Below are 13,625 nucleotides of genomic sequence, written 5' to 3'. Positions count from 1 at the left end.
ATCATGGCCCGTTTCTTCATCGACCGTCCGGTATTCGCCTGGGTCATCTCGATCATCATCATGGGGATCGGCATCCTGTCGATCCTGTCGCTGCCGGTCGCGCAGTATCCGCAGATCGCGCCGCCCTCGGTCACGATCCGCGCGACCTATCCGGGCGCCTCGGCCGAGACGATCTCGAACACCGTGACCCAGGTGATCGAACAGCAGATGACGGGCCTCGACGGGCTGCGCTACATCTCGTCCGGTTCCTCCTCGGCCGGCGCGTCCGAGACCACGCTGACCTTTGAAACCGGGACCGACGTGGACATCGCCCAGGTCCAGGTCCAGAACAAGCTGTCGCAGGCCACGCCCCTTTTGCCTGAACCCGTGCAGCGACAGGGCGTCGTGGTCGAGAAATCGACGGCGGGCTTTCTGATGGTCATCGGCCTGATCGGCAACGACAGCTATGACCAGACCGACCTGTCGGACTACATGTTCTCGAACCTGGTGGACGACCTGTCCCGGGTCGAGGGCGTGGGCAGCGTGCAGGTCTTCGGCTCGCCCTATGCCATGCGCATCTGGCTGGAGCCCGACAAGCTGGCCGCCTACGAGATCGCGCCCTCGGACGTGGTGGCGGCCGTGTCGGCGCAGAACACGCAGATTTCGGCCGGGGCCTTCGGCGACCTGCCCGCGGTCGAAGGCCAGCAGCTGAACGCCACCGTGACCGCGCAATCCCTGCTGTCCACGCCCGAGGATTTCCGCCAGATCGTTCTGCGGGCCGAGGAGAACGGCGGCCTGGTCCTGCTGCGCGACGTGGCGCGGGTGGAGATCGGGTCCGAAAGCTATGCCACCGAGGCGACCTACAACGGGCGGCCCGCCGCCGGGATGGCGCTGTCCCTCGCGCCCGGGGCGAACGCGCTGGACACCGCCGAACGCGTCAAGGAGCGGATGGTCGAATTCGCCGAATTCTTCCCCGAGGGGGTGGAATACGTCATCCCCTTCGACACCTCGCCCTTTGTGGAAATCTCCATCGAGGAGGTCGTCAAGACGCTGATCGAGGCCATCGTGCTGGTCTTCATCGTCATGTATGTCTTTCTTCAGAACTGGCGGGCGACGCTGATCCCGACGCTGGCGGTGCCGATCGTCCTGCTGGGCACCTTTGGCATCATGGCGGCCTTCGGATTCACCATCAACACGCTGACCATGCTGGCCATGGTGCTGGCCATCGGCCTGCTGGTGGACGACGCCATCGTGGTGGTGGAAAACGTCGAACGGATCATGGAGGAGGAGGGGCTAGAGCCGCGCGAGGCGACGCGCAAATCCATGGGCCAGATCACCGGCGCGCTGATCGGCATCGCGCTGGTGCTGTCCGCCGTGTTCGTGCCGATGGCCTTCTTCGGCGGATCGACGGGGGTGATCTATCAGCAGTTCGCGATCACCATCGTCTCGGCCATGGGTCTGTCGGTGCTGGTGGCGCTGACGCTGACGCCCGCGCTTTGCGCCACGCTGCTGCGGTCCAAGGACCACCACGCCAAACGCGGCCTGTTCGGCTGGTTCAACCGCAACTTCGACCGCACGACGGACGGCTATACCGGCGCGGTCGGCTGGATCGTGCGCCGTCCGCTGCGCGTGCTGCTGGTCTATGCGGCGCTTGGCGCGGCGATGGTGCTGCTGTTCCTGCGCACGCCCGAGGGCTTTCTGCCAGACGAGGATCAGGGCATCATGTTCGTGCTGATCCAGGGTCCGACCGGGGCCACGGCGGAGCGGACGGCGGCGGTGGTCGATCAGGTGCAGGACTATTTCCTGAACCAGGAAAAGGACTCGGTCGATTCGATGTTCGGCGTGGTGGGCTTCAGCTTCGCGGGACAAGGCCAGAACGTCGGCATGGCCTTCGTGCGGATGAAGGACTGGGACGAACGTCCCGATCCCGCGCAATCGGTCCAGGCAGTCGCGGGCCGCGCCTTCGGGGCGCTCAGCGGCATCCAGGACGCGATGGTCTTCCCGATCGTGCCCCCTTCGGTGATCGAGCTTGGCAACGTCTCGGGCTTCGACTTCTACCTCCAGGCGCGCGGCGGGCAGAGCCACGAGGAACTGCTGCAAGCCCGCAACCAGTTCCTCGGCATGGCTGCGCAAAGCCAGGTGATCACGCAGACCCGCCCTTCGGGCCTGGAGGATGCGGCGCAGTTCAAGCTGAACATCGACTGGCGCAAGGCGGGCGCGATGGGGGTCACGGCGACCGATGTGGCCAACCTGCTCCAGGTGGCCTGGACGGGGCGCTACGTGAACGACTTCGTGGACCGCGGCCGCATCAAGCGCGTTTATGTCCAGGGCGAACCCGATTCGCGGTCCACCCCCAGCGATTTCGACAAGTGGCGCGTGCGGAATGCCAGCGGCGGGCTGGTGCCCTTTTCGAACTTCTCGACGGGGGACTGGAACTTCGGTCCGCAGGGGCTGAACCGCTACAACGGCATTCCGGCCATGCAGATCCAGGGCAGCCCCGCCCCCGGCGTCAGCACGGGCGAGGCGATGGCCGAGGTCGAGAACCTGGTGTCGCAGATGCCGGGCTTTGCCGTGGCCTGGACGGGCCTGTCGCTGGAAGAACAGGCATCGGGCGACCAGACGACGCTGCTTTACGCTCTGTCGCTGGCCGCCGTCTTCCTGTGCCTGGCCGCGCTTTACGAAAGCTGGTCGATTCCGCTGGCGGTGATCCTGGTCATGCCCATCGGCGTGCTGGGCGCGCTTGCGGGCGCTTTCCTCGGCGGCTTTGACAACGGGGTGTTCTTCCAGGTGGGCCTGCTGACCGTGATCGGCCTGACCGGCAAGAACGCCATCCTGATCGTGGAATTCGCCCGCGAACAGTCCGAACAGGGCGTTCCCCTGTTCAAGGCCGTCGTCGAGGCCGCGCGCCAGCGGTTCCGCCCGATCATCATGACATCCATCGCCTTCACGCTGGGCGTGCTGCCGCTGCTGCTGTCTTCGGGCGCGGGGGCCAACGGGCGCAACGCCATCGGCGCCACGGTGATCGGCGGGACCATCGCCTCGACCGTGCTGGGCATTCTGTTCGCGCCGCTGTTCTACGTGCTGATGCGTCGCCTGCTTGGCCGCAAGGACAGCATGGACGAGGCCGTGCCGGCACCGGCCCGGTGACGGGGTGGCGGCGTGATCGACAAGTTGGAGATGTTCCTGGCCGTCGCCAAGGAACGCCATTTCGGACGCGCCGCCGCCAGCCTCGGCATCACGCAGCCCACCTTGTCGGCGGGCATCAAGCAGCTTGAGGAACAGCTGGGCGTGCTGCTGGTGTTTCGCGGCTCGCGCTTTGGCGGGCTGACGCCGGAAGGCCAGTCCGCCCTGGTCTGGGCGCGCCGCATCGTCGGCGACGCGCGTCAGTTGCGCGACGAGATGCGGGCCACGCGCCACGGTCTGTCGGGCCAGTTGCGCATCGCCGTGATCCCCACGGCGCTGACCTGGGCCGCCCGGATCAGCGCGCGCTTCGGCGCGGCGCATCCCAACGTCGGCATGACCATCCTGTCGCGCACCTCGGTCGAGATCTTGCAGATGATCGACGACCTGGACGTGGATGCGGGGATTTCCTATCTCGACAACGAACCGCTGGGCCGGGTCAGCACCGTCAGCCTTTACGACGAACGCTATATGCTGGTCTGCGGCGCGGATTCCTCCCTGGCCGGGCAGGATCGCGTCGCCTGGTCCGATCTGGCGGGGCAACGGCTGTGCCTGCTGACGGGCGACATGCAGAACCGCCGCATCATCAACCGCAACCTCCTCGAGGCGGGCGTGACGCCGCAGGCGACGGTCGAATCCAGCTCCACGGTGGTGCTGGTCGCGCATGTCCTTGAAGGCGGCTGGATCACCATCCTGCCCGAGGACATCGCGGGTTTCCTGACCCAAGGCAAGCCGCTGCGGACCATTCCGCTGGAAGGCGACGGTGCCAGCCATGCCGTCGGGCTTGTCGCCCCCTGGCGCGAACCCCACACGCCCGTGCTGGAGGCCCTGCTGGCCGAGGCACGGCGCATGGCGGACGATAGATGATCCCTATCAACTGACGAAACAACGATATTGATTTCGGATTGTCAGGCCTGCTTAGATGTCCGTCAAAGGATCGTCGAAAGGCCAGCATATGCATCTTCATGCGCCAGCCCCGACCGAGGAGGAGATCCGGGGCGTCGTTGCGCCGCTTGCTTCCTTGGAAGGGCCACTTCTGCCGATGCTGCACGCGTTGCAGGACGCCTGGGGCTTTGTCCCGCAGGCCGCCGTGCCGGTGCTGGCGGACATCCTGAACCTGGGCCGGGCCGAGGTGCACGGCGTTGTCAGCTTTTATCACGATTTCCGCGACCATCCGGCGGGCCGCCACGTGCTGAAGATCTGCCGGGCCGAGGCTTGTCAGTCCATGGGCGCCAACGCATTGGCCGAATCCACCCTGCAAAAGCTGGGCATCGGCTGGCACGGCACCACGCCCAACGGCGCGGTGACGGTGGAACCCGTCTATTGCCTGGGCATGTGCGCCTGCGCCCCCGCCGCCATGGTGGACGGCCGCGTGGTGGGCCGCATCGACGACGCCCGCATGGACCGCATCCTGACCGAGGTGGGCGCATGAGGATCTTCGTTCCCGGGGACAGCGCCGCCAAGGCGCTTGGCGCGGACGACGTGGCCGACGCGATCGCGCGCGAGGTCGCGGCGCGCGGCCTGGACGTGCAGCTTGTCCGCAACGGCACGCGCGGCATGGTCTGGCTGGAGCCTCTGGTCGAGATCGACACGCCCGAAGGCCGGATCGGTTACGGAAACGTGACCCCCGGCCAGGTGCCCGATCTGCTGGACGGCAGGTTGAACAGCCTGGGCCGGGTCGAGGACATTCCTTGGTTCGCCCGCCAGACGCGGCTGACCTTCGCCCGCTGCGGCGTGATCGACCCGTTGGATCTGGACGACTACGTGGCGCATGGCGGCTTGGTTGGCCTGCGCCGGGCGCTGGCCATGACCAATGCGCAGATCGTGCAGGAGGTCATCGACAGCGGCCTTCGCGGACGCGGCGGCGCGGGCTTTCCGACCGGCATCAAGTGGAAGACCGTCAGCGAAGCCGAAGCCGCGCAGAAATACATCGTGTGCAACGCCGACGAGGGCGACAGCGGCACCTTCGCCGACCGCATGATCATCGAGGGCGATCCCTTCCAGCTGATCGAGGGCATGGCGATCGCGGGCCTGGGCGTCGGCGCCACGCGGGGCTATGTCTATCTGCGTTCCGAATACCCCGACGCCATCGCGATCCTGACGCAGGCGGTGAAGATCGCCCGCCAGCGGGGCCTGCTGGGTCCTGACATGCTGGGATCGGGCCGCGCCTTCGACATGGAGGTCCGCACCGGCGCGGGCGCCTATGTCTGCGGCGAGGAAACGTCGCTGCTGAACAGCCTGGAAGGCAAGCGCGGCACCGTGCGCGCCAAGCCGCCGCTGCCCGCGTTGCAGGGCTTCCTGGGCCAGCCCACGGTCGTCAACAACGTCATCTCGCTGACCACGATCCCGGTGATCTTCGAACGCGGCGCGAAACATTACGCCAACTTCGGCCTGGGCCGGTCGCGGGGCACCGTGACCTTGCAGATCGCCGGAAACGTCAAACGCGGCGGGCTGTTCGAGACCGCCTTCGGCCTGACCCTGGGCGAGGTCGTGAACGACATCGGCGGCGGCACGGCCAGCGGGCGGCCCGTCAAGGCGGTTCAGGTCGGTGGCCCGCTGGGGGCCTACATGCATGTCGACCAGTTCCACACGCCGATGGGATACGAGGAATTCGACGCAAGCGGCGGACTGATCGGCCATGCCGGGCTGGTGGTCTTCGACGACACGGCGGACATGCTGCGCATGGCGCGCTTCGCCATGGAGTTCTGCGCCGTCGAGTCCTGCGGCAAATGCACGCCCTGCCGGATCGGCGCCGTGCGCGGGGTGGAAACCATCGACCGCATCGCGCAAGGCGACGCCGCCGCGATCCCGCTGCTGACCGATCTGTGCGAGACGATGAAGGACGGCTCGCTTTGCGCGCTCGGCGGCTTCACGCCCTTCCCGGTCATGTCCGCGCTCCGCAATTTCCCCGACGATTTCGCCACCTTCAAGGAGGCAGCCGAATGAGAGACTTCATCATCCCCCAGTTCCCGCCGGGCGCCGAACCCCATGGCGACCGCGACATGGGCACCCCCGCCCGCAGCGGCCTGCCGGTCACGCTGAACATCGACGGCATCGCCGTGACGGTGCCCGAGGGCACGTCGGTCATGCGCGCCGCCGCCGAGGCTGGGATCATGGTCCCGAAGCTCTGCGCCAGCGACAACATGGAGGCGTTCGGATCCTGCCGCCTGTGCGTCGTGGAAATCGACGGGCGGCGCGGCACGCCCGCGTCCTGCACCACGCCCGTGGCCGAAGGCATGGTCGTCCACACCCAGTCCGACAAGCTGCGCCGGATGCGCAAAGGCGTGATGGAGCTTTATATCAGCGATCATCCGCTGGACTGCCTGACCTGCGCCGCCAACGGCGACTGCGAATTGCAGGACATGGCGGGCAATGTCGGCCTGCGCGACGTGCGCTACAAGGCGCCCGAAGGCGGCACGCTGGACAACCACTTCGCCACGCGCGACGGGGCGGGGATCAATGCCCGCTATACGCCCAAGGACGACAGCAACCCGTATTTCACCTATGACCCGGCCAAGTGCATCGTGTGTTCCCGTTGCGTCCGCGCCTGCGAGGAGGTGCAGGGCACTTTCGCGCTGACCATCGAGGGCAGGGGCTTCGACAGCCGCGTCAAGGCGGGGGCCGTCGGCGACGACTTCCTGACGTCGGACTGCGTGTCCTGCGGCGCCTGCGTGCAGGCCTGTCCGACCGCGACCTTGCAGGAAAAATCGGTGATCGAACTGGGCACGCCCGAACGGTCGGTCATCACCACCTGCGCCTATTGCGGCGTCGGCTGCTCCTTCAAGGCGGAACTGAACGGCGACCAGCTGGTGCGCATGGTCCCCTACAAGCACGGCAAGGCCAACCGGGGCCATTCCTGCGTCAAGGGCCGCTTCGCCTATGGCTATGCCCAGCACAAGGACCGGATTCTGAAACCAATGATCCGCGAGACCATCGACCAGCCCTGGCGCGAGGTCGAATGGGCCGAGGCGATGGCCTTCGCCGCCGCCAGGCTGAAGGGCATCCAGGAAAAGTATGGCCGCAAGTCGGTGGGCGTCATCACCTCCAGCCGCTGCACCAACGAGGAAACCTATCTGGTCCAGAAGCTGACCCGCGCGGTTTTCGGCAACAACAACACCGACACCTGCGCCCGCGTCTGCCATTCGCCGACCGGATACGGGTTGGGCAAGACCTACGGCACCTCGGCCGGGACGCAGGACTTCGACAGCGTGGAAGCCGCCGATGTGGTGGTGGTCATCGGCGCCAACCCGACCGACGGGCATCCGGTCTTCGCCAGCCGGTTGAAGAAGCGCCTGCGGCAGGGCGCCAAGCTGATCGTGGTCGATCCGCGCCGCACCGACATCGTGCGGTCCGCCCACATCGAGGCCGCCTATCACCTGCCGCTGAAGCCCGGCACCAACGTCGCCGTCGTCACCGCCATGGCCCATGTGATCGTGACCGAGGGACTGTTCGACGAGGACTTCATCCGCACCCGCTGCGATTGGGACGAGTTCCAGTTCTATGTCGATTTCGTCAGCGACCCGCGCCACGCGCCCGAGAATGTGGAACTGCTGACCGGCGTTCCCGCCGCCGACCTGCGCGCGGCGGCGCGGCTGTATGCGACCGGCGGCAACGGCGCCATCTACTATGGCCTGGGCGTGACCGAGCATTCGCAGGGATCCACCACCGTGATCGGCATCGCCAACCTTGCCATGCTGACCGGCAATATCGGCCGCCCCGGCGTGGGCGTGAACCCGCTGCGCGGCCAGAACAACGTGCAGGGTTCCTGCGACATGGGCAGCTTCCCGCATGAACTGCCCGGCTATCGCCACGTCAAGATGCCCGATGTCCGCGCGATCTATGAGGCGGCCTGGAACTGCGAGATCGACCCCGAACCCGGTCTGCGCATCCCCAACATGCTGGACGCGGCGGTCGAGGGCACCTTCAAGGGCCTTTATTGCCAGGGCGAGGACATCCTGCAATCCGACCCTGACACGAAGCACGTCGCGGCGGGTCTTGCGGCGATGGAATGCGTGATCGTCCACGACCTGTTCCTGAACGAGACCGCGAACTATGCCCATGTCTTTCTGCCGGGATCGACCTTCCTGGAAAAGGACGGCACCTTCACCAATGCCGAACGCCGCATCAACCGCGTGCGCAAGGTGATGGCCCCCCGCAACGGCTACGAGGACTGGGAGGTCACGCAGCTTCTGGCCAACGCCATGGGCGCGAACTGGCACTATACCCATCCTCGCCAGATCATGGAGGAGATCGCCGCCACCACCCCCAGCTTCGCCGGCGTCACCTATGAGGTGCTGGAGGAAAAGGGGTCCGTCCAGTGGCCCTGCAACGCGACGGTGCCGGACGGAACGCCCTTGATGCACGTGGACGGGTTCGTGTCGGGCAAGGGGCATTTCATGGTCACGGAATATGTCGCGACGGACGAACGCACCGGCCCGCGCTTTCCGCTGCTGCTGACCACGGGGCGGATCCTTGCGCATTACAACGTCGGCGCGCAGACCCGCCGGACCGAGAACGTCGCCTGGCACCCCGAAGACGTGCTGGAGATCAATCCCCACGACGCCGAGTTCCGGGGCATCAAGGATGGCGATTGGGTGCGGCTGGCCTCTCGGGCGGGGGAAACCACGCTGCGGGCGGTGCTGACCGACCGGGTGGCCGCGGGGGTGGTTTATACGACCTTCCATCACCCCTCGACCCAGGCTAACGTGGTCACGACCGATTTTTCGGACTGGGCGACGAATTGCCCCGAATTCAAGGTGACGGCGGTGCAGGTCAGCCCCTCGAACGGTCCGACGGACTGGCAGGAAAGCTATAACGAACAGGCCGAACGGTCGCGGCGGATCCTGACCGCCGCGGAGTAGCCCATGGACTTGCCGCCGCCCTTCGGGGCCAGGGACGCGACCCATCACCGGCCGGGCAGCAATGTCGCGGTCAGCCGTGCGCTGCCCGAGGAAACGGCCATCGCCATGGTCTATGACGGCAGCACCCATGCGGTGATGATGGCGACGCCTGCGGATGTGGAGGATTTCGCCACAGGCTTCTCGCTGACCGAGGGGATCGTCACCGGCCTGGACCAGATCGCGTCCTGCGACGTGATCGCCCATCCGAAAGGGATCGAGGCGCAGATGTGGCTGGCCGAGGATCGCGGCGCCCAGCTTGCCGCCCGCCGCCGCTCTCTGGCCGGTCCGGTCGGCTGCGGCCTTTGCGGAATCGACAGCATCGAAGCTGCGGTGCGGTCCCTGCCAAGCCTTGCGGGCGTTGGACCGACCCTGACGGTCGAGGAGATCGCGGCCGCCACGGACTCCCTGCGCGGCTGGCAGCCCCTGCATGACCGGACCCGCGCGGTTCATGCGGCGGGTTTTCTGCTGCCGGGGCGGGGCGTCGTCCTCGCGCGAGAGGATGTGGGCCGCCACAACGCCCTGGACAAGCTGATCGGCGCCATGGCCCGGCAGGGGATCGACCCCGCAGGGGGCGCCATCGTCCTGACCAGCCGCGTCTCGACCGAGATGGTGCAGAAATGCGTGATGGCGGGCTGCGCCGTGCTGATCGCCGTGTCCGCCCCCACGCTGCACGCCCTGCGCCTGGCCGAAGGCGCGGGGCTGACCCTTGCCGCCTTTGCGCGGGGCGAAGGGTTCGACCTGTTCTGCCACCCCCAGCGGCTGCGCGCCGAGGTTTCCGATGTCGCCTGAAAAGATGGTCACCATGGCCAACCAGATCGCCACGTTTTTCGACACGCAGCCGGGCCATGCGCCCGACAAGATCGCCGCGCATCTGAAGGATTACTGGGAACCCCGGATGCGGGGTCAGTTGAAATCCTATGTCGAGACCGGAGGCGCGGGGCTGCGCCCGTCGGTCCGCGAGGCCGTGCGGCAGCTTTGATCCCCCGCCCGTGAAACCGTCGCGGCTGCCTGCGTGTTGGTGATGGACATCACATCGGGGGACGGATGCGCGATATAGCCGATAAGGTGGACCTGTCCGCCTGCCGATTGTGCGTGATCGGCAATCTCGGGTCGGGCAAGAAGAACGGCAGGCAGCAGGCCCAGGCCATCCGCGACGCGCTGGAAGGCCGGGTCGCCGAGTTCGCCCTGCGGGAAACCGACCGGGGCGAGCAACTGTCCGGCCTGGCCCGCCAGGCCGTCGAGGACGGCTTCGACATCGTCGTGGCCTATGGGGGCGACGGAACGCAATCGGCGGTCGCGGGTGCCCTGGCCGGAACCGAAACGGTGATGGGCGTGCTGCCGGGGGGCACCTTCAACTATTTCGCGCGCGACATGGGCGTGGGCGAGACGGTCGAGGATGCGCTGGAAACGCTGCTGGACGCGCGGATCAGGCGCGTGGATGTCGGCCAGATCGAGAACCTGGTTTTCCTGAACAATATCAGCTTGGGCGCTTATCCCCACATCCTGAAGACGCGCGAGGGGATCTACAAACGCTGGGGCCGGTCGCGCCTTGCGGCCTATTGGTCGGTGCTTGTGGCGATGCGGCGGCTGCGCCATCCGATGCGCCTGACGGCCAAGGTCGATGGGCGGTCGCGTCGTTTCACCACCGCCCTGGTCTTTGTCGCCCGCAGCGCCTATCAGCTGGACGCCTTCGGGCTGGACGGCGCGGACGCGATCCGGGCCGGCAATTTCGCCGTGCTGATCGCCAAGGCCCGCCGCCCCCTGCCGCTGCTGCGCTCGGCCTTTCGGCTGGCCTTCGGGCTCAGCGCGAAGGACAGCGACTTCGACCTGATCATCACCGACAGCCTGACCATCGAGACCGGCAAGCGCCAGCAGCTGATCGCCCATGACGGCGAAAAGACCCGCATGGCCAGCCCATTCCATCTCAGGGTGCGGCACGGCGCCCTCAAGGTTCTGGTTCCCGCAGACGGCAGCAGCAAGACCGAGGACGGCGGGGCGTGACGCGGATCGTCCACCTGTCGGATCTGCATTTCGGGTTCCACCGCGCGGCGCTGGCCGACGCCCTGCTGGAACGCGTGAACCGCGCCCGCGCCGACCTGGTGGTCGTGACCGGCGACGTGACCCATCGCGGGCGGTCGGACCAGTATGCCCTGGCGGCGGCCTTTCTGTCGCGGATCCAGGCCCCGCTGATGGTGGTTCCGGGCAACCATGACGTGCCGCTGTACAATCTGCCTGTCCGCTATCTCGCGCCCTATGCGGGCTTTCGCCGCGCGCTTGGCCCGGATCTGACGCCCACGCGTCAGGCGGGCGCGGTCAGGGTGCTGGGCATGAACAGCGTCGATCCCTTCGCCGTGCAGCGCGGGGTCGTCCGCGAAGGAGAGATCGGGCGCCTGATCGGCGGGCTCGATCCCCAGGCGATGAACATCGTGGCCCTGCATCATCCGCTGGAGCATCTGGCCGAGGTGGACAAGGAACTGACCCGCCGCGCCCCCGAGGCCCTGGCGCGGCTGGAGCGCGCGGGCGCGCAGATCGTCCTGTCGGGGCATCTGCATGTCTGGGCGACGGGGGCGATGCTGGACCAGACGGCGCATCCGGGCGTGCTGCAAATCCAGGCGGGCACGGCGCTGTGCGGCCGTCCGTCCGACCGGCAGAACGAATTCGCCGTGTTGCAGATCGACGGCCCGTGGCTTGCCATCGAGCGCCACATCGCGCCCATGGACGAACCGTCCTTCCGCCCCCCCGAATACGAGCATTTCTCGCGGGAAAGCGGGATCTGGGTGGCCCATCAGCCAGCCGAGAAGCCGATCGTGCCGGGTGCGACCGAGACCGCCTTCAGCACCGCGTGAACGGGCAGGCCGGGCGACAGGCGCAGCAGGTCGGCCGACCGCGCGGTGACCCGCGACAGGATCATCTGCTCGCCCGCGTTCAGCCGCACAAGGACGCCGCCCGGCACCGCCGTCATGTCGTGCACCCGCGCCGGGATCACGTTCAGCGCCGAAATTCCGCGCGGCGGCGCAACCGCGATCATCACGTCCTGCGCCAGAATTCGCAGCCTCAGCCCGGTGCCGATGGGCGCCGCGATCCGCGGCAGGAACAGCGGGCCGGACGGCGTGGACAGCCGCGTCAGGCCGTCGGGTTCCTGCGCCTCGATCCGGGCGGTCAGGACGGAGCCTGCCTCGGCAATGCCGAACAGCGGCGCAATGGCCGGATCGGACAGCATGTCTGCGAAAGGCCCCGCCGCCGTGACCCGCCCCTTGTCCACCAGAACCACCGTTGTCGCCAGCCGCGCGATTTCGGCCGGGGAATGGCTGACGTAAAGGATCGGCAGCCCCGCCTGATCGCGAAGGCGTTCCAGATAGGGCAGGATTTCCTCTTTCCGGGGCTGGTCCAGGGCGGCCAGGGGTTCGTCCATCAGCAGCAGGCGGGGATGGGACAGGATCGCCCGGCCAAGCGCGACCCGCTGGCGTTCGCCGCCCGACAAGGCGGCGGGGCGGCGGTGCAGCAGGGGACCGACGCCCAGCATCTCGACCACATGGGACAGATCCGCCTTCCGCCCGCGTCCCGTGAACCAGTGGCCGTAAAGCAGGTTCTGCCGGACGGTCAGATGGGGAAACAGCCGCGCTTCCTGGAAGACATAGCCGATGCCGCGCCGGTGCGGCGGCAGGAAGATGCCCCGCGCGCTGTCGGTCAGCACCGCGTCGCCCACCGCGACGCGTCCCGATTGCGGGCGCAGCAGGCCGGCGACGGCGTTGACAATCGTGGTCTTGCCCGAGCCTGATCGCCCGAACAACGCCGTCAGCCCGGCAGGCGCCTGGAAACCGGCGTCCAGCGTGAAGCCGGGAAAGACATGGCGCAGCGCGACCGACAGCATCACGCCCCCCGGATGCGGCGGGCGATCAGGCGCGACAATGCTTCCGACAGGAACAGCGCGGCCATGGCGATGGCGATGGCGACGACAACCAGCCGGGCTGCGGCGGATTCTCCTCCCGGCACTTGCAGAAAGGCATAGATGGCCGAGGGCAGGGTCTGCGTCTGGCCGGGGATGTTCGACACAAAGGTGATGGTGGCGCCGAATTCGCCGATCGCCTTGGCGAAGGCCAGGATCGCCCCCGCCAGGATGCCGGGCAGGATCAGCGGCAGGGTCACCGTCAGAAAGACCCAGGAACGCGGGGCGCCCAGGGTCGAGGCCGCCTGTTCCAGCTTGGGGTCCACAGCCTCGATGGCCAGGCGGATGGCGCGGACCATCAGCGGAAAGGCCATCACGGCGGCGGCCAGCGCCGCGCCCGTCCAGCGGAAGGCCAGAACGATGCCGATCTGGTCCAGCCATTGCCCGACGGTTCCCCGCCGCCCGAAGGTCAGCAGCAGCAGATAGCCGGTGACGACCGGCGGCAGCACCAGCGGCAGATGCACCAGCCCGTTCAGCAGCCCGTGCCCCGGAAAGCGCCACCGCGCCAAGGCGTAAGCCACGAAGACGCCCAAGGGCAGGCTGGCGGCCACGGCCCACAGCGAGACCTTCAGCGACAGGCGGACGGCCTGCCATGCCTCGGGGGTCAGCCAGTCGGTCAA

11 protein-coding genes are annotated in these 13,625 nt (G+C 67.6%); 9 read left to right on the top strand and 2 right to left on the bottom strand.

The features are described 5' to 3' along the window. Positions 1-3 precede the first annotated feature (3 nt). From ACFOM8_RS01510 to ACFOM8_RS01470, 9 genes are all read left to right on the top strand, one after another. Positions 4-3,126 carry an efflux RND transporter permease subunit gene (locus ACFOM8_RS01510; RefSeq protein ID WP_377758641.1) on the top strand — a complete coding sequence of 1,041 codons (3,123 nt, stop codon included), beginning with the start codon at positions 4-6 and terminating at the stop codon, positions 3,124-3,126. A gap of 12 nt (positions 3,127-3,138) precedes the next feature. Beyond that, on the top strand, positions 3,139-4,026 hold the full coding sequence (locus ACFOM8_RS01505; protein ID WP_377758639.1) for a LysR family transcriptional regulator: 888 nt from the start codon (positions 3,139-3,141) through the stop codon (positions 4,024-4,026). An 88-nt stretch (positions 4,027-4,114) separates the two neighbouring features. Further along, positions 4,115-4,591, top strand: coding sequence for a formate dehydrogenase subunit gamma (locus ACFOM8_RS01500; RefSeq protein ID WP_377759166.1), 477 nt, complete (start codon positions 4,115-4,117; stop codon positions 4,589-4,591). Further along, positions 4,588-6,105: a formate dehydrogenase beta subunit gene (locus ACFOM8_RS01495; protein WP_377758637.1), complete on the top strand. Its 1,518-nt coding sequence runs from the start codon at positions 4,588-4,590 to the stop codon at positions 6,103-6,105. Before ACFOM8_RS01500 ends, ACFOM8_RS01495 begins: the two co-directional genes overlap by 4 nt. Further along, positions 6,102-9,020, top strand: coding sequence for a formate dehydrogenase subunit alpha (fdhF, locus tag ACFOM8_RS01490; protein ID WP_377758635.1), 2,919 nt, complete (start codon positions 6,102-6,104; stop codon positions 9,018-9,020). The genes ACFOM8_RS01495 and fdhF overlap by 4 nt, the downstream gene beginning before the upstream one ends. 3 nt (positions 9,021-9,023) lie before the next feature. Then, positions 9,024-9,848: a formate dehydrogenase accessory sulfurtransferase FdhD gene (gene fdhD / locus ACFOM8_RS01485; protein WP_377758633.1), complete on the top strand. Its 825-nt coding sequence runs from the start codon at positions 9,024-9,026 to the stop codon at positions 9,846-9,848. Beyond that, positions 9,838-10,038: a formate dehydrogenase subunit delta gene (locus tag ACFOM8_RS01480; protein WP_377758632.1), complete on the top strand. Its 201-nt coding sequence runs from the start codon at positions 9,838-9,840 to the stop codon at positions 10,036-10,038. Before fdhD ends, ACFOM8_RS01480 begins: the two co-directional genes overlap by 11 nt. Positions 10,039-10,103: 65 nt before the next feature. Then, the gene (locus ACFOM8_RS01475; RefSeq protein WP_377758630.1) at positions 10,104-11,060 is read left to right on the top strand and encodes a diacylglycerol/lipid kinase family protein; all 957 of its coding nucleotides are present in this window, start codon (positions 10,104-10,106) and stop codon (positions 11,058-11,060) included. After that, a complete protein-coding gene (locus ACFOM8_RS01470) occupies positions 11,057-11,905 on the top strand; it encodes a metallophosphoesterase family protein (RefSeq protein ID WP_377758628.1) in 849 nt (282 codons plus the stop codon). Before ACFOM8_RS01475 ends, ACFOM8_RS01470 begins: the two co-directional genes overlap by 4 nt. Here the strand turns inward: ACFOM8_RS01470 and modC are convergent. Together modC and modB are read right to left on the bottom strand one after the other, a co-directional pair. Next, a complete protein-coding gene (gene modC, locus ACFOM8_RS01465) occupies positions 11,845-12,933 on the bottom strand; it encodes a molybdenum ABC transporter ATP-binding protein (RefSeq protein ID WP_377758626.1) in 1,089 nt (362 codons plus the stop codon). The two genes, ACFOM8_RS01470 and modC, sit on opposite strands and share 61 nt — an antisense overlap. Then, a complete protein-coding gene (modB, locus tag ACFOM8_RS01460) occupies positions 12,930-13,625 on the bottom strand; it encodes a molybdate ABC transporter permease subunit (protein ID WP_377758624.1) in 696 nt (231 codons plus the stop codon). Before modB ends, modC begins: the two co-directional genes overlap by 4 nt.

The organism is Paracoccus angustae, from assembly GCF_042648745.1.
Classification (GTDB): Bacteria; Pseudomonadota; Alphaproteobacteria; order Rhodobacterales; family Rhodobacteraceae; genus Paracoccus; species Paracoccus angustae.
Note: the sequence above shows the minus strand (reverse complement) of the source record. Positions and strands in the feature narration are given on the sequence as shown.